Annotated in this window: 22 protein-coding genes; 16 read left to right on the top strand and 6 right to left on the bottom strand. The window is 63.7% G+C overall.

Annotated features, from left to right (window positions below; all coding sequences use genetic code 11):
* Positions 1–10: 10 nt before the first annotated feature.
* Positions 11–241, top strand: coding sequence for an FmdB family zinc ribbon protein (locus HMPREF3036_RS02290; RefSeq protein WP_005433896.1), 231 nt, complete (start codon positions 11–13; stop codon positions 239–241).
* Between the two features lie 331 nt (positions 242–572).
* Positions 573–2,384, top strand: a complete 1,812-nt coding sequence (gene aspS / locus HMPREF3036_RS02285) for an aspartate--tRNA ligase (RefSeq protein ID WP_062331179.1) — start codon at positions 573–575, stop codon at positions 2,382–2,384.
* A gap of 101 nt (positions 2,385–2,485) precedes the next feature.
* Here aspS and HMPREF3036_RS02280 read toward each other — a convergent pair whose 3' ends face one another.
* From HMPREF3036_RS02280 to mtnA, 5 genes are read right to left on the bottom strand one after another with little or no spacing between them, the layout of a single operon-like run.
* Positions 2,486–3,526, bottom strand: coding sequence for a DUF7146 domain-containing protein (locus HMPREF3036_RS02280; protein ID WP_062331176.1), 1,041 nt, complete (start codon positions 3,524–3,526; stop codon positions 2,486–2,488).
* A gap of 9 nt (positions 3,527–3,535) precedes the next feature.
* On the bottom strand, positions 3,536–4,045 hold the full coding sequence (locus HMPREF3036_RS02275) for an outer membrane protein assembly factor BamE domain-containing protein (RefSeq protein WP_062331173.1): 510 nt from the start codon (positions 4,043–4,045) through the stop codon (positions 3,536–3,538).
* 2 nt (positions 4,046–4,047) lie between these two features.
* A complete protein-coding gene (locus tag HMPREF3036_RS02270) occupies positions 4,048–4,302 on the bottom strand; it encodes a hypothetical protein (protein WP_062331171.1) in 255 nt (84 codons plus the stop codon).
* Positions 4,299–4,991 (bottom strand): class II aldolase/adducin family protein, encoded by a 693-nt coding sequence (locus HMPREF3036_RS02265; protein ID WP_062331168.1) that lies wholly within the window; start codon positions 4,989–4,991, stop codon positions 4,299–4,301. Before HMPREF3036_RS02265 ends, HMPREF3036_RS02270 begins: the two co-directional genes overlap by 4 nt.
* Before the next feature lie 4 nt (positions 4,992–4,995).
* Complete coding sequence (mtnA, locus tag HMPREF3036_RS02260) at positions 4,996–6,084, bottom strand: S-methyl-5-thioribose-1-phosphate isomerase (protein ID WP_062331165.1); 1,089 nt, start codon at positions 6,082–6,084, stop codon at positions 4,996–4,998.
* Between the two features lie 162 nt (positions 6,085–6,246).
* On the opposite strand from mtnA, the gene HMPREF3036_RS02255 reads away from it, so the two are divergent.
* The 14 genes from HMPREF3036_RS02255 to rapZ all read left to right on the top strand — a co-directional run bounded on the left by HMPREF3036_RS02255 (position 6,247) and on the right by rapZ (position 19,831).
* Positions 6,247–8,943 carry a bifunctional acetate--CoA ligase family protein/GNAT family N-acetyltransferase gene (locus tag HMPREF3036_RS02255; RefSeq protein WP_062331162.1) on the top strand — a complete coding sequence of 899 codons (2,697 nt, stop codon included), beginning with the start codon at positions 6,247–6,249 and terminating at the stop codon, positions 8,941–8,943.
* A gap of 46 nt (positions 8,944–8,989) precedes the next feature.
* The gene (locus tag HMPREF3036_RS02250; RefSeq protein ID WP_156469716.1) at positions 8,990–9,748 is read left to right on the top strand and encodes an enoyl-CoA hydratase-related protein; all 759 of its coding nucleotides are present in this window, start codon (positions 8,990–8,992) and stop codon (positions 9,746–9,748) included.
* A 288-nt stretch (positions 9,749–10,036) separates the two neighbouring features.
* Entirely contained in the window at positions 10,037–10,933 is an 897-nt protein-coding gene (locus tag HMPREF3036_RS02245; protein WP_062331156.1) for a transporter substrate-binding domain-containing protein, read from the top strand.
* Positions 10,934–11,027: 94 nt separating this feature from the next.
* On the top strand, positions 11,028–11,762 hold the full coding sequence (locus HMPREF3036_RS02240; protein ID WP_005433912.1) for an amino acid ABC transporter permease: 735 nt from the start codon (positions 11,028–11,030) through the stop codon (positions 11,760–11,762).
* A 15-nt stretch (positions 11,763–11,777) separates the two neighbouring features.
* Positions 11,778–12,461: an amino acid ABC transporter permease gene (locus tag HMPREF3036_RS02235; RefSeq protein WP_005433913.1), complete on the top strand. Its 684-nt coding sequence runs from the start codon at positions 11,778–11,780 to the stop codon at positions 12,459–12,461.
* Between the two features lie 34 nt (positions 12,462–12,495).
* Positions 12,496–13,224, top strand: a complete 729-nt coding sequence (locus tag HMPREF3036_RS02230) for an amino acid ABC transporter ATP-binding protein (protein WP_038006417.1) — start codon at positions 12,496–12,498, stop codon at positions 13,222–13,224.
* A 136-nt stretch (positions 13,225–13,360) separates the two neighbouring features.
* Positions 13,361–14,350 (top strand): KpsF/GutQ family sugar-phosphate isomerase, encoded by a 990-nt coding sequence (locus HMPREF3036_RS02225; protein ID WP_005433915.1) that lies wholly within the window; start codon positions 13,361–13,363, stop codon positions 14,348–14,350.
* A 22-nt stretch (positions 14,351–14,372) separates the two neighbouring features.
* Positions 14,373–14,906, top strand: coding sequence for a KdsC family phosphatase (locus HMPREF3036_RS02220; RefSeq protein ID WP_005433916.1), 534 nt, complete (start codon positions 14,373–14,375; stop codon positions 14,904–14,906).
* Positions 14,906–15,532, top strand: a complete 627-nt coding sequence (gene lptC / locus HMPREF3036_RS02215) for an LPS export ABC transporter periplasmic protein LptC (protein WP_005433917.1) — start codon at positions 14,906–14,908, stop codon at positions 15,530–15,532. The genes HMPREF3036_RS02220 and lptC overlap by 1 nt, the downstream gene beginning before the upstream one ends.
* Entirely contained in the window at positions 15,529–16,098 is a 570-nt protein-coding gene (lptA, locus tag HMPREF3036_RS02210) for a lipopolysaccharide transport periplasmic protein LptA (protein ID WP_005433918.1), read from the top strand. The genes lptC and lptA overlap by 4 nt, the downstream gene beginning before the upstream one ends.
* A gap of 12 nt (positions 16,099–16,110) precedes the next feature.
* Positions 16,111–16,884 carry an LPS export ABC transporter ATP-binding protein gene (gene lptB, locus HMPREF3036_RS02205; protein ID WP_005433921.1) on the top strand — a complete coding sequence of 258 codons (774 nt, stop codon included), beginning with the start codon at positions 16,111–16,113 and terminating at the stop codon, positions 16,882–16,884.
* 4 nt (positions 16,885–16,888) lie between these two features.
* Entirely contained in the window at positions 16,889–18,322 is a 1,434-nt protein-coding gene (rpoN, locus tag HMPREF3036_RS02200) for an RNA polymerase factor sigma-54 (RefSeq protein WP_062331152.1), read from the top strand.
* A gap of 70 nt (positions 18,323–18,392) precedes the next feature.
* Entirely contained in the window at positions 18,393–18,899 is a 507-nt protein-coding gene (locus HMPREF3036_RS02195; protein ID WP_062331149.1) for a PTS sugar transporter subunit IIA, read from the top strand.
* A 29-nt stretch (positions 18,900–18,928) separates the two neighbouring features.
* Positions 18,929–19,831: an RNase adapter RapZ gene (rapZ, locus tag HMPREF3036_RS02190; protein WP_005433927.1), complete on the top strand. Its 903-nt coding sequence runs from the start codon at positions 18,929–18,931 to the stop codon at positions 19,829–19,831.
* Between the two features lie 9 nt (positions 19,832–19,840).
* Here the strand turns inward: rapZ and HMPREF3036_RS02185 are convergent, their stop codons facing one another.
* Positions 19,841–20,917 carry an A/G-specific adenine glycosylase gene (locus HMPREF3036_RS02185; RefSeq protein WP_062331146.1) on the bottom strand — a complete coding sequence of 359 codons (1,077 nt, stop codon included), beginning with the start codon at positions 20,915–20,917 and terminating at the stop codon, positions 19,841–19,843.
* Positions 20,918–20,935 lie beyond the last annotated feature (18 nt).

Below are 20,935 nucleotides of genomic sequence, written 5' to 3'. Positions count from 1 at the left end.
CTTTCATACCATGCCTATCTACGCTTATCGATGCACGAACTGCGGCTTTGAAAAGGATTTTCTTCAGAAGATGAGTGACAAGCCTCTGACGAAGTGCCCTCAGTGCGGCAAGGATGCGTTGGTGAAGGAACTCTCCGCCCCCGGCTTCGAGCTCAGGGGCACGGGCTGGGCCGCCACAGACTTCAACGGCGGGCACAAAGCCCTTCCGGCCTCTCACCGCAAGCCTGACAGCTCGAAGTAAGCAGTGCGCCAACGCCGCCCGTCAAAACGATAAAAGGCCGGATGTCCAGGACTGTCAGTCCGAGGCAACGGCCTTTGTGCGTTTTCATGTGAGCGGTTCTAGATAAAATACCCCAAACTGCCGCGTTTTCTCGTCTTTCGACATTCTTTGGCAGTAAACTTAATCATTGTGCGCTTTCGCCCCCTTGAGGCGGCGCGGACTGATTCAGCAGCGGTGCGCCCGTCGCGCCGCCGCATGCACCATTGCGGCTCTGCAAAGCCATAGCATTGTCGTTGTAATCGTGTGGCCAACAGCTCTCGTATCGCGCGTTGGTCTTTTTCTCGGAGCTTATATGCGAACCGTATATTCTGGCCTGGTTGATGAATCCTTCATCGGTCAGACCGTGACTCTTTTCGGCTGGGCTCATCGTCGTCGCGACCACGGCGGCGTGATCTTCATCGACCTTCGCGACCGCGAGGGCATCGTTCAGGTCGTCTGCGACCCGGACCGTCCCGAAGTCTTCGCCACGGCCGACAAGTGCCGCAACGAATTCTGTCTCAGGGTCGTCGGCGTCGTGCGCGCCCGTCCGGAAGGCACGAAGAACGAAACGCTCGTCTCCGGCGGCATCGAAGTTCTCTGCCATGAACTCGAGATCCTCAACCCGTCGGTCACGCCTCCGTTCCACCTCGATGACGAAAACCTCTCCGAAACCACGCGTCTGACGTACCGCGTGCTCGACCTTCGCCGCGGTGTCATGCAGAAGAACCTCCGCACGCGCTATCGCGCTGCCATGGCCTTCCGCAAGTTCCTCGACAAGAACGGCTTCATCGACATCGAAACCCCGATGCTGACGCGCTCCACGCCTGAAGGCGCCCGCGACTACCTCGTTCCGTCCCGCGTTCAGGACGGCTGTTTCTTCGCCCTGCCGCAGTCTCCGCAGCTCTTCAAGCAGCTCCTGATGGTCGCCGGCTTCGACCGCTACTATCAGATCGTCAAGTGCTTCCGCGACGAAGACCTTCGCGCCGACCGTCAGCCTGAATTCACGCAGGTCGATATTGAAACGTCCTTCCTCAACATGGACGAAATCCGCGCCCTGATGGAAGAACTCATCCGCACGGTCTTCAAGGAAGTCCTCGACGTCGACCTCAAGAACCCGTTCCCCGTCATGAACTGGGACGACGCCATGGCCCAGTACGGCTCCGACAAGCCCGACCTTCGCGTCAACCTGAAGCTCGTCGAAGTGACCGACGTCGTCGAGAACTCCACGTTCAAGGTGTTCTCCGGCGTCAAGTCCCTGCACAACGGCAAGGTCGTCGCCCTGCGCGTTCCGGGCGCCGCCTCCATGCCGCGTTCCGAAATCGACGCCTACACCGAGTTCGTCAAGATCTACGGTGCCAAGGGTCTCGCCTACATCAAGATCAACGATCTCTCCAAGGGCCGCGAAGGTCTCCAGAGCCCGATCGTCAAGAACCTCTCCGATGAAGAGCTCAACACGATCATCGAACGCACCGGCGCCCAGGACGGCGACGTCGTGTTCTTCGGCGCCGACAAGGCCAAGATCGTCTGGGACAGCCTCGGCGCTCTCCGCCTGAAGATCGGTCACTCCGAATTCGGCAAGTCGCACGGCCTCTTCACCCCGGGCTGGCAGCCGCTCTGGGTCATCAACTTCCCGATGTTCGAGTACTCGGAAGAAGACCAGCGCTGGGTTGCCTGCCACCATCCGTTCACCAGCCCGCTCGACGGTCATGAGGACCTCCTCGTCTCCGATCCGGAACATGCCTACGCCAAGGCCTACGACATGGTCCTCAACGGTTGGGAAATCGGCGGCGGCTCCATCCGTATCCACCGCGAAGAAGTCCAGGAAAAGGTCTTCGAAGCCCTCAAGATCGGTCCGGAAGAAGCCCGTCAGAAGTTCGGCTTCCTGCTCGACGCCCTCCAGTTCGGTGCTCCTCCGCACGGCGGCCTCGCCTTCGGTCTCGACCGCATCGTCACGATGATGTGCGAAGCGGACTCCATCCGTGACGTCATCGCCTTCCCGAAGACGCAGCGCGCCCAGTGCCTGCTGACGCACGCTCCGGCTCCGGTCGACGAAAAGCAGCTGCGCGAGCTCCACATCCGCCTGCGCAACGAGCAGAAGAAGGAACTCGAAATCGCCGGCCAGTAATCCGCTGACCTGAACATTCGGTTCTGACACAGAAGGGCCGCTTCCTCACGGAAGCGGCCCTTCTTGTTCATGGGCACGCGGAGGTGCGGAGCGACCCGCCCTCAGGCCTTCGTCCCGGCCCCCGAGGGACGGCGGCTGCCCGTCCTGCGCCGCATCCACACGTCGCTCCAGTCCAGTCCTTCAGTCTTGGGAATCTCGACCTCGATCTCAAGGGAGGGATTGTCCCTGCGCAGCCTGGCGGCCAGCGCATACGCGCCCGCCTGCCCCGCAAAGCTCCTGTCGTTGTCTCCGAAGACGACGACCTTCCTCACCCCATCGGGCACCTTCGTGAAATTCTGAAATCCGCCGACGCTCACGGCGCTCCAGACGGGAATCTTGAAGAGCGTCCTCGCCGACAGCGCCGTTTCAATCCCCTCGGCGATGCCGAGCACGTCTGAGGGTTCGCCAAGCCTGATGAGGCCGCCGCGTGCGCCGCCCGCATAAAGCTTCTTTGGAGCCTCGACGGGCGCCTTGACGCCCTCGGGCGTCAGATAGGTCCTGTGCAGCGTGACGATCCGTCCCTCGTCGTCGGTGACGAGCGCGAGCATCGCGGGCCATCGCTTATGCGTTCTATCTCCGTCATCGAGCTCCTCCCAGTAGTCCAGAAGCGGATGACTGCGAAGCTCGCAGATCGAGCCGCAGTAAAGGCCGCGGGACGCAAGATAAAGCCTGACGGGATCGCTCGGCGGGACCTTGGAGAGCGCCTGCGCCTCCTTCCAGACCGCCTCGATCCTGTTCTGACGGCGCTTTTTCGCGGCCGCCTCCGCAGTCTGCACGGAGTCGGGCCCAGTGTCCTGCCGCTTGTATTCAGGAAGTCCGAGAACCCTCTCGAGATAGACGAGCGTGTCCGTGAAGCGCTCGCTGCGCCACTTCTGCAGAAGGCTCAGTCCGTCGCCGTAGCCGCATCCCCTGCAGAACCAGTGGCCGTCGGGCTTGTTCCTGTAGAAGGAGAAGCGGTCCCTGCCGCCGCAGAGCGGACACGGCCTGTTCAGGCGAAGAAGCATGGCCTCGGGCACTCCTGCGCCGATCAGTATGTCCAGCCAGCGGCCGGAGGCCGCCTCCTGAACGCGCTGCACTCTCGCCATGAACTGCGGGTCCCGCATGTCCGCCTCCTAGTTGAATCCCCAGAAAAGACCGTCCCTGTCCTTCCAGGGATCAGTCGTGAAGCCCACCTCGGTCACGACGCCGTTGACGTCGAACTGAACCCAGCAGGCCATGTCGAAAAGACCGTCGTCCTTGAACCGGTACATCCAGGCCGTCTGGTCAATGAGCGAAAAGGTGTACTCCTGAGCACACTTGCCGAAAAGGTTCCAGACGTCCTTCTTCGTGCTCACGCCCGGCTTGATGAGCGCCATGCGCGCCCTGTCGAGCACCTCCTCGCGCCGCACGATCCTGCCGTCCGCATCAAACTCGATCCACCAGACCTCCTGACCGAAGGGCTGCATGGAATAGACCCAGCGCTGCGTGCCCTCGCCCGTATCAACGGCCGCGTGCGGCGCGCCGAGCTCCGTCCTGACCTGTGACTCGGTCATGCCGGGATCCATGAGCTGAGGATGGCTGCAGGCCGTCAGAAGAAGACAGGCCGCTGATGCCAGCGCGTAGCCCAGTGCTCTGATTCTCATGGTCAGTCCCCCTTGACTCCCTTGGCCTCGACGGGCTGAAGGAGCTCCTTGTAGTCGCAGTCAAGGCCGTCGATCAGACGGCGGAACTCCGCCCTGAAGGCCTCCTTGCCGCAGCCGAGAAGCACGGCGTCCTCGAACATCTCCTGAAGCATGTCGCGGGCCTCGTGCCAGTTTTCATTGAGCACCTTGACGCTCTCCGTGCAGGAGACGACGGAGCCGTCGACCCTGAGCCACCTTTCGGGCGCCTTCGTCGTCACTTGGACTCTCCCTCAACGGACTGCTGCCCGTAGGTCCTGAAGCTCCTCAGCACTTCGTTCATCTCCTCGTAGGAAATGAGCTTCGGCTTGCCGAGCTGGCAGACGACGACGTACTGATGGGCCAGGTTCTCGACCTCGGTCGCAAGCGTGAGCGCCGCCTGAAGCGACTTGCCTGCGGCGAGTACGCCGTGGTGCGAAAGCAGGCAGGCGTTCTTGACGGCGAGCGCCTCGGCGGCGACGCGGGCAAGCTCGGGCGTGCCGAAGGTCGCGTAGGGCGCCACGTCGATCGAATGGCCGCCTGCCGCGGCCACCATGTAGTGGAAGGGCGGGATCGGCATGTCCTGGCAGGCAAGCGCCGTCGCAAAGCACGAATGCGTGTGCACGACCGCATCAATGTCGGGTCGGCGCAGATACACGCGCGCATGCATCTCCCATTCGGAGGACGGACGCCGTGCGCCGTCGGCATCGCGCAGCGAAGGCGGATTCACCAGAGGGATCCAGACCAGATCGTCGGGCGTGAGCGACTCGTACGGCATGCCCGTCGGCGTGATCAGGAAGCCCTCGGCGCCGTCGGCCCTGCAGGCGCGCGCCGAGACGTTCCCCGACTTGTTCACGTTGATCCCGCGCAGATTCATCCCGCGGGCGGTTTCAATCAATTCGGCGCGCAGCGCCGTCGTATCCTGCTTCATTTCTTCAGGCCTTGGGTAATAAGTCGGCAAATACCGTTGTCAGATCCGTCGGTTTCACGATGCCGCGCTCGGTGATGATGCCCGTCACGAAACGGTTGTGCGTGACGTCGAACGCGGGGTTGGCCACGGCGACTTCGGGTGCGGCGATCTGGACGGTGCGCGTTTCGCCGTCGCTGCCCACGCCGTTGACCACGAGAAGCTCGCTCGCGGCGCGATTTTCAATGGGGATCTCGCGCTTTCCGTCGTTGAGCGTCCAGTCGATGGTCGAGGACGGCGCGGCCACGTAGAAGGGGACTTCGTTGTCGACGGCGGCAAGCGCCTTGAGGTAGGTGCCGATCTTGTTGGCCACGTCGCCGCGGCGCGTGATGCGGTCGGCGCCCACGATCACGAGGTCGACGTCGCCCTGCTGCATGAGCTGGCCGCCCGCGTTGTCGGCGACGAGCGTGTAGGGCACGCCGTGCTGGCCGAGCTCCCAGGCCGTGAGAAGGCCCTGATTGCGGGGGCGGGTTTCATCGACCCAGACGTGCAGCGGAGTGCCCTGCTCGAACGCCATGTAGATCGGCGAGAGCGCCGTGCCGTAGTCGACGGTGGCAAGCCAGCCCGCGTTGCAGTGCGTAAGCACGTTCACGGGACGGCGCAGTCTGGTGTAGAGGTCGGAGATGAGCGTCATGCCCGCCTCGCCGATGGCGCGGCAGGTCATCACGTCCTCCTGCGTCATCGCCTCGGCCGTCTTCACGGCGGCCTCGAAGCGAAGCGCGGGGTCGCGCGGCAGAAGCGTGCTCATCATCCTGCGCACGGCCCAGGAAAGATTCACGGCCGTCGGACGCGCATTGGCGATGACCTCGGCGGCCTTGAGCAGGGCGTCGTTCTCGGGATTCTCCTTGACGGCGAGCACGACGGCCCACGCACCGGTGATGCCGATGAGCGGAGCGCCGCGGACGCGCATGGTGCGGATGGCCTCCACGCAGTCCCGCCAGTCGCCCAGCACCCGCTTTTCAAAGCGATACGGCAGGAGCGTCTGATCGACGATCTCGACGGCCGTGCCGTTGTCAAGGGAGCGGATGCTTCTTGTAGGTTCACCGTAAACTTTCATATGTCTTCACCTTTCTGACGGGACTGGCGGGTCGGAACGCACCTCGCCCTGATTCCTAGTGTACCGAATTTCGCATCAGCAGCCTCCTTTGCCTTCACCCGCCGGTTCGTAGCAAAATTGAACGCAAACGCATACGGATCAACCACCGCCCGGGAGGTCACCTTGAACCCCATCCGCCCCACGCTCAAGCGAGCCCTCTGTCCTGAAAACATCGCCGTCATCGGCGCAAGCGACAGAACCGCCAGCCGCGGCTCCTTCGTCTGGCGCGCGGTCGCCCGATCGAAGCTCCTCAAGAACGCCTGGGCGATCAACCCCAAGTACAAGTACATCGGCGAGCGCCCCTGCTTCTCAAGCATCAACGAGGTGCCGGGCAGCATCGATCTGGCGGTGATCTCCCTGCGCGCCGACCGCATTCTGAAGGCGCTCATCGACGCGGGCGAACGGGGCGTCGCCTACGCGCTCATCACGCCGGACGAAAACGCATACGCGAGCGACGCGACCTGGCTCACGAAGCTCCAGCTGGTGGCCGACCAGTACGGCATGCGTCTCATCGGTCCCGACTCCCTCGGGCTCATGAACCCGGGGCTCGGCGTCAACGCAAGCTACTGGCCCAACCTGCCCCGTCCCGGCAACATCGCGCTCATCACCCAGTCGGGCATGATCGGCACGGCGCTTCTCGACTACGCGCAGGGCGCCGAGCTCGGCTTTTCGGGCGTCGTCTCGACGGGCGCCGCCATCGACGTCGACATGCCTGAACTGATCGACTACTACGCGAACGACAAGAACACGCGCGTCATCGCCCTGCACATCGAGGGCATCCGCCGTCCGCGCGAGTTCTACTCGTCCCTCAGGGCCGCCTGTGCGCGCAAGCACGTCGTCATCCTCAAGGCGGGCAGCGGCTCGGGCTACGCCGCCGACCGCATCGCCTGCTTCAAGATGGGCACCGACGCGGGAAGCGAAGGTGCGCTCGCGGCGCTCGTCGAACGTGCGGGAGCGACGCTCGTCCCCTCCTTCGAGGAGTTCACCGCAGCCGTCTCGGGCTTTGCGACCAACCGCCTTCCCCGCGGCAACCGCATCGCCGTCATCGCCAACGGCTCGGGCTTCGCATCGCTCACCGCCTCCGCCGCCCAGGCCTGCGGCATCGACCTCCACGGCCTGAGCAACGCCACGATCAAGGACCTCAAGACCGCCTATCCCTCCCAGCAGATTGCGGTGAACCCCGTCAACGTGGGCGCCACGGCCTCGCCCGAGCGCTACAGGAAGACGCTGCAGATCGTGCTTCAGGACCCCATGATCGACGGCGCGCTCGTCGTGGCGCCGAGCCCCGTCACCACGATCGACCCGACGCTCAAGCTTCTCGCCAAGACGGCCGCAGGCTCCTACAAGCCCGTCATCACCGCCTGGGTGAGCGACAGGATCGCGCTGAGCGTGCGCAAGCAGCTGCGCTCCGTGCCCAACGCCCCGATCTCCGCCATCCAGTCGCCCGTGGCCGCCGCACTCGCCTTCGGCTATCTGGCGGCCGAGGCCCGCAGGCGTGCCGACAGGCTGAGCATTCCGCCCGAATGGTCGGTGGAACTCAACCCCGCCAAGCTCGCCGAGGCACGCGCCATCGTGAACGGCGCGCGCCTTGAGGGGCGCCATGCGCTCTCCCCCAGCGAGACGGGGCGCCTTCTCGCCTGCTTCGAGATCCCCGCCGTGCCGCTGAGGGAGGTCGGGACGCTTGAAGAGGCGGGCGCCGCCGCAGACGAACTCGGCTGGCCCGTGGCCCTGAAGGTGACCGCACCCGGCCTCAGGCACAAGTCCGACATCGGGGGCGTGGTGCTCGACATCAAGGACCGCGACGGTCTCGCCGCCGCATGGCACTCAATGGAGGAAAGCCTCGTCAACAACTCCCCGATGACGCCCATGGTGGGCGCCGTCGTGCAGAAGATGGTGCCGCACTCGTCCGTGCGCGAGCTTCATCTCGCCATTGCCTATGACAACGTGCTCGGTCCCGTGGTCGAGTTCGGCGCAGGCGGCATCGGCTCCGAGCTTTATCAGGACAAGAAGGCCGCGCTGGTGCCGATCACCCTGAGCGAGGCCGACCGTCTCGTGGAGAGCACCCGGATCGCACGCGCACTCGGGACCTACAGGGGGCTTGCGCCTGCTGACAGGACGCTCATCGCGCAGATGCTCTGCAGACTCTCCGTGCTCGCGGCCCTGATCCCCGCCATCAGGGACCTCACCATCAACCCGCTCGTCTGGACCGACGGCGGGGCCGCCGCGATCGATGCGGACGTCAATCTGAACGAGGCGCCCGTCGAATCCGAGCCCGGCTATCCGCACCTGACGGTCTGCGCGCCGCCCTGGGAGGAAGGCCGCGAGGTCGTGTTCGGCGGCGAGGCGCTCACGCTGCGCACGTTCGTGCAGAGCGACTTCCATCCGCTCAAGCGCTTCCTCGGACGCCTGTCCGAGAAGACCTTCTACCTGCGCTTTCACACGTCCGTCCACCTCTCCGACGAGCGCATCTGCGAGCTCGCCTCGCTTGACTACGCCCGTGAGGCCGCCTGGGCGCTCGCCAAGGACGGTGAAATACACGCCGTCGCGCGCTGGCGCCTGACGGGCGAGCCCGGCGAGGCCGAGTTCGGCATCGTGGTCGAGGACGCATGGCAGCGCCGCGGCCTTGCACGCGTGCTCATGGCGCACATCGAGACCACGGCGTCCGAACGCGGCGTCACCCGACTTGTCGGCCACGTCCTCAAGGGCAACGAGGCCATGCAGGGCATGATGACGGCCATGGGCTACACCCTCGGCGAAGGGGACAGCCGCGACACCGATCCGTGGGTGAAGGACATCTCCATCCCGACGAATCTCCTATAATGGCGCGCCTCAGACACTCTCACTCTTCTTCATGGAAAACACAGCAATGGCCATTCTGTCCAACACCGATTTCGGCATTCTCCGCCTGACGATCAGCCGCGCCCAGAAGCGCAACAGCATCAACGCCGAAATGTTCGACACCATGACGGAGGCCCTCTCCCGAGCCGCCTCCGACGACGCCGTTCGCGTCGTGCTCCTGCAGGGCGGCGAGCAGATCTTCTCCGCCGGCGCCGATCTCGAGGAAATGCGCTCCCAGCCCGAAGTGCTCGACCGTGCCATGACGAACTTCTTCGCCGCGCTGCGCGCCTTCCCGAAGCCCGTCGTCGCCCAGGTGATGGGCCCGTGCGTGGGCGACGCGCTCTCGATGCTGCTCTACTGCGACCTCGTCTACGCTTCCGAACGCGCCCTCTTCTCCCTGCCCTGCGTCGCGCTCGGCCAGACGACCCGCTTCGGCTCCGCCTTCATCATGGCAGCCGCGGCAGGCCTGCCCCGCGCCACCGAGAAGCTCATGCTCTCCGAGCCGATCACCGCCGCCGAGGCCCTCGAGATGCGCATCATCACGGGCATCGCGGATGACGAGTCCCTCGACAACCTCGTCGCCTCCAAGGTCGCGCGTCTCGCCGTCCTGCCGCCGGGCGCCGTCCGCGCCATGAAGGCCCTTCTCACCGGCCCGCGCAACAAGGCCCTCGAAGTCGCCGCCGAAGAAGAGGAAGCCGTCTGGCGCCGTCAGGCGGGATCCGCCGAAGCGGCCGAAGCGCTCGCAGCCTTCCTCGAAGGCCGCAAGCCCGCCTTCCGCCCCGAATAATCCCCGCCCTTTTTCGGCACCTCAAGCGCGCACCATTTTGGTGCGCGCTTTGTTTTGGTGCATCCCGTTCCGCCCTCCTTTGGACCCCGCCCGCCACCGTCTCCTCCTCCCTCACGGAACGCTCCCGGTCGCATTCTGCTCATCGACTCTGCCGCAGTCGTTTCAACGATCTAATTTATTTACCTTAGCGGTTTTGGCACGCTGATTGCTACGTAGAAGGACAACACCCCTGCGACCGTTCGACTTTTCACGGTCCCCCGTCAGACACAAGTTTTCAGGAGTTCCACCATGAAGCTTTCCCTCCCGCTCACCGGCCTGCTCTGCGCAGGCATGCTTCTCACTTCCGCCGCCTCCGCCGCCGAACTGACCGGCACGCTCAAGCGCATCCAGCACTCCGGCACGATGACGCTCGGCTACCGCGAAGCTTCCGTTCCGTTCTCCTACCTGCAGGCTGACGGCACGCCCACGGGCTACGGCTTCGAAGTCTGCAAGGCCGTCAGCGAGGCCGTGAAGAAGGAACTCAACATGCCGAACCTGACGATCAAGTATCAGGCCGTCACGAGCGCGAACCGAATTCCGCTCATCCAGAACGGCACGGTTGACATCGAATGCGGCTCCACGACGCACTCCAAGGCCCGTCAGCGCGAAGCCGGCTTCGGCATCAACTACTTCGGCGTTCAGGTCACTGCCGCCGTGTGGAAGGACTCCGGTATCAACTCCATCAAGGATCTGAACAACAAGAACGTCGCCGTCACGTCCGGCACGACCGCCGTCGCCCTGCTCAAGAAGTTTGAAAAGGACAACGGCATCAAGATCCGCTACCTGATGACGAAGGACTTCGCCGAATCCATGCAGCTTGTCGCCAAGAAGCGCGCCGCCGCCTTCGTGATCGACGACGTGCTGCTCGCCGGCCAGATTTCGAACCTGCCCAACCCGCAGGACTTCAAGATCGTCGACGCCTCGCTCTCCGTCGAACCGTACGCCCCGATGTTCGCCAAGGACGACCCCGCCTTCAAGGCTCTGGTTGACAAGACCATCGTCGGCATGATGAAGGACGGCACGCTCGACAAGCTCTACAAGAAGTGGTTCGAATCCCCGATTCCGCCCAAGAACGCCAACCTCAACTTCCCGATGAACAGCGTCACGAAGGAACTCTTCGCGAACCCGAACAGCGACGGCATCTAAGCCCAAGCCTTTACGGTCCCCGGGACGCCAGCTAGCAATCGCGTCCCGGGGACCCCTTTTAGATTTAATTCCCGAAAACAAGAGGAACCCCGCCATGGCACTGAACATGACCCTCAACACTCTCTGGGAAACCTCCCTGCTGAGTGATGATCCCTGGTGGCTTTATCTCGTCTACGGCGCAGGCTGGACCATCAGCCTTGCCGTCGCCTCCTTTGCGCTCGCCCTGACGCTCGGCACCATCGTCGGCACTCTCCGCACCGTCGACAACAAGTGGATCCGAGGCATCTGCGAAGGCTGGATCGAGCTTTTCCGCAACATTCCCCTCATCGTCCAGATCTTCATCTGGTACTTCGTCGTCCCCGAACTGATCCCGCCCTACAAGGACTGGATGATCGAGGCCGACCCCGTCCTCAGCCAGTTCCTCTCGGCCTTCCTCTGCATGGGCCTCTTCACGTCGTCCCGAATCGCCGAACAGGTTCGCGCCGGCATCACGTCCATTCCCTCCGGTCTTCCCTACGCCGCCAAGGCCCTGGGCTTCACGGTCATTCAGCGCTACCGCTTCGTCATCCTTCCGATGGCCTTCCGCCTCGTGCTGCCGCCGCTCACAAGCGAAGCGATGAACCTCATCAAGAACACGGCCGTGGCCATGACGATCGGCCTGCCGGAACTTACGATGCGCGCCAATGAAATGGGCGAGGCGACCTTCCAGTTCTTCGCCGCCTACCTCTGGGCGACGGTCCTCTACATCGCCATCGCGCTGTGCGTCAACCGCCTGATGGCCTGGATGGAAGCGCGCTGCGCGATCCCCGGCTTCATCGCCGCCAAGTAAGCAAAGGAGTCGGTCATGGATTTCACTTCGATTACGAACAGCTGGGGCTACATCCTTTCGGGCGCCGCCTACACGGTGCAGCTCACTGCGATCACGGCTGTGGGCGGCCTCTTCCTCGGAACGCTGCTCGCCCTCTGCCACATTTCCGAAAAGCGCTGGCTCTCCGCCCCCGCAAAGCTCTACATCAACCTGATGCGTGCGGTGCCTCTGGTGCTCGTGCTCTTCTGGTACTTCCTGCTGATGCCGGAAATTCTGCGCATCATCCTCGGCCTCGACCACCCCGTGAAGATCGGCGCCGAAATGACCGCCATCATCACCTTCGTGCTCTTCGAGGCGGCCTACTTCGCCGAGATCATGCGCGCGGGCATCCAGTCCGTGAAGAAGGGACAGATTCAGGCTGCATACGGACTTGGGTTATCCTATGCTCAGACCATGCGGCACGTCGTGCTCCCGCAGGCCATCCGTCACATGCTGCCCGTGCTTCTGACGCAGACGATCATTCTCTTCCAGGACACCAGTCTCGTCTACGTCATCAGCGGCAATGACTTCATGGGTTCGATCTCCAAGATCGCCCAGCGTGACGGACAGCTTGTTTTGATGTACTCTTTTGCTGCTGTCTGCTATCTTGCCGTCTCCTTGTCCCTCTCCCTGCTGATTCGTCGACTGCAGACGAGAATGCGAACGGCTCAGGCTCACTAAAAAATTTGAACAGGATATCCCCCCTATCATGGCAATGATCGAAATCAAGAACATCAGCAAGTGGTACGGCAACTTCCAGGTGCTGAAGGACTGCTCCGTTGATGTTGAAAAGGGCGAAGTCGTCGTGGTCTGCGGACCGTCCGGCTCCGGCAAGTCCACCCTCATCAAGACCGTCAATGCTCTCGAACCCTTCCAGAAGGGCGAAATCATCGTCGACGGCATCTCCGTTGGCGATCCGAAGACGAACCTTCCCCAGCTGCGCAGCCGCGTCGGCATGGTGTTCCAGCACTTCGAGCTCTTCCCGCACCTCTCCATCCGCGAGAACCTCGTTCTCGCCCAGATGAAGGTGCTCGGCCGCGGCCGCGAGGAAGCCACCGAGCGCGGTCTGAAGCTTCTCGACCGCGTCGGCCTTCTCAAGCACGCCGACAAGTTCCCCGGCCAGATGTCCGGCGGCCAGCAGCAGCGCGTGGCCATCGCCCGCGCCTTGGCCATGGACCCGATCTGCATGCTCTTTGACGAACCGACGTCCGCCCTCGACCCGGAAATGATCAATGAAGTGCTCGACGTGATGGTCCAGCTCGCCAAGGAAGGCATGACCATGATGGTCGTGACCCACGAAATGGGCTTCGCCCGCAAGGTGGCCGACCGCGTGATCTTCATGGACGCAGGCGAAATCATTGAAAACCTCCCCGCCCAGGAGTTCTTCAACTCGCCGCACACCGAACGCGCCCAGCAGTTCCTCTCCAAGATTCTGCAGCACTGATTTTTCAGCGCTCAGGCCTCGAAACCCCGCCGCTTCCCGGCGGGGTTTTGTCTTTTTCCGAACCCCCTCAGGGTCATGCCACGGGTTATCATTAGCAGGTTGTACAGCTTTTTTTCCCGCAAAGAAGGACCGTCAAATGAGCAACACTCATGCATTCGATGCCGCAGCAGCTCTCCAGCTCGGGCAGGAAGTTCTGACCCAGGAAGCCGGGGCGCTCACGCACCTCGCCTCGACGCTCGGCAGCGAATTCACGGACGCCGTTTCGCGCATTCTTTCCTGCAAGGGCCGTCTGATCGTGTCCGGCGTGGGCAAGTCCGGCCACATCGGCCGCAAGCTCGCCGCCACCTTTGCCTCCACGGGCACCCCCGCCTACTTCGTCCATGCCGCTGAAGCCGCCCACGGCGACCTCGGCATGATCACGGCCGACGACGTCGTGCTCGCCATCTCGTACTCCGGCGAAACCAACGAGCTTCTCACCATCGTCCCCACGCTCAAGCGCGAGGGCGCGACGCTCATCGCCATCACGGGCAACCCGAACTCCAGCCTCGCCCAGCACGCCGATGTGCATCTCAACTGCCACGTCAGCCGCGAAGCCTGCCCGCTCAATCTGGCGCCGACCACGTCCACGACCGCAACGCTCGCCCTCGGCGACGCGCTCGCCGTTGCGACCCTCTCCGCCAAGGGCTTCACGAAGGAGGACTTCGCGCGCAGCCATCCGGGCGGAGCCCTCGGCCGCCGCCTGCTCATCCACGTTCAGGACATCATGCGTACGGGCGAGGACATTCCCGCCGTCCGCGAGGAGGTCGGCGTGCTTGAGGCGGTCCGCGAAATCACGAAGAAGCACATCGGCATGACCGCCGTCGTCGACGACCAAGGCCGCGTGACCGGCATCTTCACCGAAGGCGACCTGCGCCGCCTCATCGAGCGTCTCGGCGACATCCGTCCGTGCGTCATGAAGGACGTGATGATCCGCAATCCGAAGACCATCCGCGCCCAAGAGCTCGCCGCCTCCGCCGTCAAGCTCCTCGACACCTTCCACTGCAACCAGCTTCTCGTCGTCGACGAGGACAACAGGCTCATCGGCGCCCTGCACCTGCACGACCTGATGGGTGCCAAGGTCCTTTGATCCACTTTTCGGGAGACCCGACATGACCACAGTGAACGAGCGCGCGGCCCGCATCAGAATGGTCGTACTCGACATCGACGGCGTGATGAGCGACGGCACGATCAACGTCTCGGGCACGGGCGAGCTCTACAAGAGCTTCTACGTGCGCGACGGACTCGGCATCAAGATGCTGCAGAAGCACGGCATCGAGATCGCGATCATCACGGGCCGCACCTCTGCGATCGTCGCCGAGCGCATGAGGGAGCTCGGCGTCACCCGCATCGCCCAGGGCCAGCGCTTCAAGACCACCGCCTACGAGGCACTTCTTGAGGAGACCGGTCTCACCGACGAGCAGGTCGCCTACATGGGCGACGACGTCCCCGACCTGCCGCTTCTGATGCGAGTGGGCCTCTCCACGACTCCCGCAGACGGGAATCCGGAGGTTTTGAACTATACTCACTGGCAGTCCCGCTTCCCCGGCGGCCGCGGCGCCGTCAGGGAGTTGTCCGAACTCATCCTCAAATCCCAGGGCGCATGGGATACACTCGTGCACAACACCTACGTCCTCGGCAAATAATGATCCACCGCAGCCTAGTCCTCCGCGAACGCATCACCGCCATCGTCGGCGCGGCCCTGCTGTTGCTGCTCGTCGGCGCAAGCTACTACTACTCGGTCCAGACCCGCATCGAGGCCCTGAAGTACGTCCCCAGCGAAACGAGCCCCGACTTCACGGCGCGCCGCGTCACGCTGACCGACTTCGACGAACGCGGCGTCGCAACCGCACGCCTCTCCGCCAGCACGATGGAGCACTTCTCAGACGAGCGCATGCGCGCCACGGACGCCAGCTATCACTCCCTCGATCCTGCGAAGCCCCAGCTCGCCCTCACGGGCGACCGCGCATGGAGCAACGACAGCCTCGAGACCGTCGAGCTTGAAGGCAACGTGCAGCTGAGCCGCGCACCCTTCAAGGACGAGCCCGATCTCTTTTTCACGACCGAATACATCAAGGGGTATCTCGACACCTACAGGTTCGAGACGGACAGGAAGGTCTACATGCGCCGCGGCATCGACACCACCGAAGCCTCCAACGGCATGAAGTACGACAACATCCTGCACACGGTCGAGCTCGACGGCAGCGTCGTCTCGGTCTTCCATCCCAACGCGCAGTCCACTGACACATCCGCCAACGCAGCCCAAAAATGAAGAAGTCAATCGTTTTCAGCATCCTCGCCGCCATCGCAGCGCCGACCTGGGCCCTGAGCACCGACAAGAGCCAGCCCATTGAAGTCCATGCCGACCAATTCAACGGTGACGAAGTCAAGCAGACCGCCGTCTACTCCGGCAACGTCGTCGTCGATCAGGGCTCGATGAACCTGACGGGCGCTCGCCTCGATCTTGCAATCACGCCCAAGGGCTACCGTCGCGCCACGATCACGGGCTCTCCCGCACGCTTCAAGCAGCAGCGCGATCCGAAGACGAAGGGCGTTGAGGAATGGGTGCACGCGCATGCGAGCCGCATCACCTACGACGAGGAGACCGACAAGGTCACGCTCGAAGGCAAGGCCCAGCTCTCGCGCAGCGAAAACGGCCAGCAGAAGGACATGACGAGCGGCGAGCGCATCGTCTACGACATGCGCAACGCCCGTTCCGAAGTCAACAGCGGCGAAGGCAAGCGCGTCACGACGATCATCGCGCCCCGCTCCAAGACCGACGCGGGCACGCAGCGTCAGGGCACGTCCCTCTCCAACTCCACCAAGCTTCAGCAGTAACAGGACTTCAGCGTGACCGAAAACGCAACAGTTAGCCATTCCCACACCCACGCGCTCGAGGCGACCGGCCTCAAGAAGCACTACGGGCCCCGAAACGTCGTCAAGGGCGTCAGCCTCGCCGTCAAGTCGGGCGAGGTCGTGGGACTGCTCGGCAAGAACGGTGCAGGCAAGACGACGACCTTCTACATGGTCGTGGGCCTTGTCGTGGCCGACGACGGCCAGATCCGCCTCGACGGTCAGGACATCACGCACATGCCCATCTACAAGCGTGCGCGCATGGGGCTCTCCTATCTGCCCCAGGAGGCAAGCGTCTTCCGCAAGCTCTCCGTCGAGGACAACGTCCGCGCCATTCTCGAGCTTCAGGAGGGAGAGGACGGCAAGCCGCTTTCCAAGGACGTGATCGAGGAGCGGCTCGACCAGCTGCTCGAAGAGCTGCAGATCCAGCACCTTCGCACGAACCAGGCCATTTCGCTCTCGGGCGGCGAGCGCCGCCGCACGGAAATCGCCCGCGCCCTTGCCGCCAATCCCCGCTTCATTCTGCTCGACGAGCCCTTCGCGGGCGTCGACCCGATCGCCGTGATCGAGATTCAGCGCATCGTGCGCTTCCTCAAGGAGCGCAACATCGGCGTTCTGATCACCGACCACAACGTCCGCGAAACCCTGTCGATCTGCGACCACGCCTACATCATCAACGAAGGCGAAGTGCTCGCCTCGGGCACGCCCGACGAGCTCGTCAACGACCAGGCCGTCCGCAAGATCTATCTCGGCGAAAACTTCCGGATGTAGCCAAATGGAAAATCATCTCCTCGCCACACTCTCCCAGCAGCAGGTTCTCTCCCAGGAGCAGCAGCAGTCGCTGCGCATTCTGCAGATGCCCACGCAGGAGCTTCTCGGCGAAATCGAACTCATGCTCGAATCCAACCCCCTGCTTGAAGTGGAGGAGCCTGCACAGGCCTCCGACGACCCGCAGGCGCGCGCTCAGGAGCATGACGACGACAGGCGGGACGACCGCGGCGAGGATGATTCCGAATTCGACGCAGCCCAGGCGGAGACGCCCGTCGACCAGCCCTACGAGGCCTGGCAGGGCGCCTCCAGCGACGAAGCGCCCTTCGAGCGCATTCCCGCCCCCGAATCCTTCAGGGACGAGCTGCTCGCCGATCTCGGCTGCCTGCCGCTCACGCCGCGCCAGCATCTGCTCGTCGCCTGCCTTGTCGAGGAGCTCGACGACAGGGGCTTCTTCACGTCCCCGTTCGAGACGCTCATGCGCTACTACGCGCGCATCCTCAAGGAGGAAGGCGTCGAGAACGTGACCGCCGCCGAGTGGCGCGAAGCCCTCGCCACCCTTCAGAGCATGGATCCTCCGGGCATCGGCACCGCCGGCCCCGTCGAGGCCCTCATGAAGCAGATCGAGCGCATCGAGCCCTCCATCATGCATGCCGCCGCGCTTGAAACCCTCAAGCGCATCGTCTCCAAACATCTCGACAAGGTGGCCGCCGACAACCGTCCTGCGCTTCTCAAGCTCGCCAACGGCAAGTCCTCCATTCTCGACGAGGCGCTGCGCGTGCTCAAGACCCTCTCGCCCTATCCGATCGCCAGAGAATCCAGCACGCTCTACATCGTTCCCGATGTCATCGTCAGGACGCAGAACGGCGTGAGCACAGCGCACCTCAACGGCTCCTTGCAGCTGCGCCTTCGCCTTCGCATCAACGACGCCAGGAGCGAGGCCGATCCCTCGACCCGCCGCGTTCTTCTCGGCGAAGCCAAGACCTTCATTCAGCGCATCGAGGCCAGACGAGCCACCCTGCAGCGTCTGGCCGACGCCATCGTCACGCGCCAGCAGGCCTACTTCGAGCACGGCCCCGCCGCCCTGCGTCCGATGACGCTCAGCCAGATCGCCGAAGAACTCGGCCTGTCCGTTCCCACGGTCTCCCGCGCCGTTTCCGGCAAGTTCATCGCCTGCAGCCAGGGCACGGTCGAGATGCGCTCGCTCTTCAGCGCCGTCTCCTTCAGCAACCAGGGCAGCGGCGCCGAGGAGCAGGGAGCCTCCGAAATCCAGGCCATGATCTGCAAGCTCATCGAGACCGAGGACCCCAGAGCCCCCCTTTCGGACGAAATGCTCTGCGAAATGCTTCAGAAGCAGGGTGTGCCCATCGCCCGCCGCACGGTCGCCAAGTACCGCACCTGCGCAGGCATTCCCTCGGCTCGCTCCCGCCGCAGGCTCTGACTTCTCCACCCCTTTGGTACACTGAACGAAGTTTTCGATTCGACGGTCCCACAAGGCCGTCCGACGCGTCATGAATCTACTCGCACCTCTGCTTACTCTTGAAACCGTTCGCCTTAACCTCGACGTCGTGAGCCGCAAGCGCCTCTACGAAGAGGCGGGCCTCGTCTTCGAAACCTCCGCTGGTCTTTCCCACACGGAGGCCTTCGACGCGCTCTTCGCACGCGAAAAACTCGGTTCCACCTGCCTCGGCAGCGGCTGCGCGCTTCCCCACGGCCGCGTCGAGGGCATCACCGAACCCGCCGCCGTCTTTCTGAGGACCGCCGCGCCACTCTCCCTTGATGCGCCCGACGGCCGTCCCGTCCAGCTGTTCCTCTGCCTGCTCATTCCCGAAAACGACGACGGCATGTACCTGAAGATCCTGCGCGAAGCCGCCTGCCTCTTCGGCAACAAGCCGCTGAGAAACGCGCTGCTTCACGCGGAGTCGGAGGTCAAGATCTGTGAACTCATTCACAACTGGACGCCTCCCGCCGACCTTCACTACGAGCCCGACTTCTCCGAAGACGACGAAGACGCCTGAAAAAACTACGCCAATACGGAGGCAACGCCATGCAACTCATCATCGTGACCGGCATGTCCGGCGGCGGCAAGTCCATCGCCATCCGCCAGCTTGAGGACTGCGGCTACTACTGCATCGACAACCTGCCCGCCGCCTTCCTGCTCCCCGTGGCGCAGGACCTCCGCACGCACGGCATCAAGTCCGCCGCCGTCGCCATCGACGCGCGAAGCCAGAGCACCTTCGACGGCTCCCTCAAGGCAATCCGACAACTCGAGGAGGCGGGCTTCGACGTGCGCATCCTCTTTCTCACCGCCTCGGATCAGGAGCTCGTCAAGCGCTTCTCCGAAACCAGGCGCCGCCATCCGCTCTCGACGCTCGCCGCCAGCCGCGACCAGCTCGTCACGCTTCAGGAGGCCATCAGCCGCGAACGCGACCTGCTCGCCCCCATTTCTGCAGGCGCGGCTCTGATGGACACCACCGGCATTCTTTCCTCGCAGCTTCGCGAATGGGTGAAGAAGTTCGTCGGCCAGCCCCAGGCCATGATGACGCTCACGTTCGAGTCCTTCGCCTTCAAGCACGGCCTTCCCGTCGCCAGCGATCTGGTCTTCGACGTGCGCTGCCTGCCGAACCCCTACTACGATCCTGCGCTGCGCCCCCTGACGGGACGGGACAAGCCCGTCGCCGACTACCTTCGCACCTTCCCGACCGTCATCAACATGGTTGACGACATTGAAGGCTTCATCCGCAAGTGGCTTCCCGCCTACATTGCTCAGAACCGCCACTATCTGACCGTCGCCGTCGGCTGCACGGGCGGACAGCACCGCTCCGTCTTCGTGGCCGAAGAGCTCGGCGCCCGCTTCAGGGACACGGACGGCGTCGTCGTGCGACACCGCATCATCGAGCAGAAGGCCCTGCTGTCGGGCGAGAAGTCCGTCCAGAACGAAGGCAGCTGATTCAGAAGATCAGAAAAGCAGGGGACGGAAGTCCCGCTCCTCCCTGCAGATCGTCAGCAGCTTCACCACCGGCGTCGGCATTCCCACCGACGCCGTTTCCTTTTCTCCGAGAAGCTCGAAGCCCTCGGGGGCGAACCCCTGCGCCAGATCGACGGCCACGGAATGAATGATGAGGCGGTAATGCGTGAAGTCGTGCACGAGAGGCTCGAGCCTGATCGTGCGGAGAATTCCGCCCTCAAGTTCAGGACAGACGGAAAGCGGATCCGCCGACTCCACGGGCTCGTCCTGCTGCCTCAGGGGCGGCGTCCAGAGGCCGTGCCAGACGCCCTTTTCCGTGCGGCGCCTGAGCCAGAGGCCGTTCTCGGCAAACGCGAACACCATCACCGCATGCCTCACGGGACGCTCGCGGCGGGGCTTGCGACCGGGAAAGTCGGCCACCCTGCCCGCCAGACGCGCGCCGCAGCAGTCCGCCAGAGGACAGGCCCCGCAGTCGGGATTCCGCTTGCAGAGCATGGCGCCGAAGTCCATCAGCGCCTGAGTATATGTCGGCATAAGCTCCGAAGAAGGCAGCAGGGAGGCGGCGAGCGTCCTGATCTCCTTCACGAAGCCGGGCTGTGCGGCGTTGCCCTCGACCATGAACACGCGCGCGAGCACGCGCTGTGCGTTCCCGTCCGCCATGACGGCCCTCTCGCGGAAGGCGAAAGCGGCCACGGCGCCCGCCGTCGAGGGGCCGAGTCCCGGAAGTTTTTCAAGCTCGGCCGCGGTTTCAGGGCATCTCCCGCCCATTTCGTTGACGATGATCCGGACCGCCTTGAGCAGGTTGCGGGCGCGCGAGTAGTATCCGAGGCCCGCCCAGAGCGCCATGACGTCGTCGTCGGGCGCAGCCGCCAGACACTCGGGCGTCGGAAAGGCGGTCATGAAGGCCTCGTACTTGGGAAGCACCGACACGACCTGCGTCTGCTGCAGCATCACCTCCGAGACAAGTCTCGGATACCAGTCCTCGACCTGCCACGGCAGGTCGTGCCTGCCGCAGGCTTCGTGCCAGCCGATGATTGCATCTGCAAATAACTTCTCGGGATCCCGCATGCCGCATTCCTTTAGTTT

The organism is Sutterella sp. KLE1602, from assembly GCF_001578585.1.
Taxonomy (GTDB): domain Bacteria; phylum Pseudomonadota; class Gammaproteobacteria; order Burkholderiales; family Burkholderiaceae_F; genus Sutterella; species Sutterella wadsworthensis_A.
This window is presented reverse-complemented; position numbering and strand designations above follow the sequence as displayed.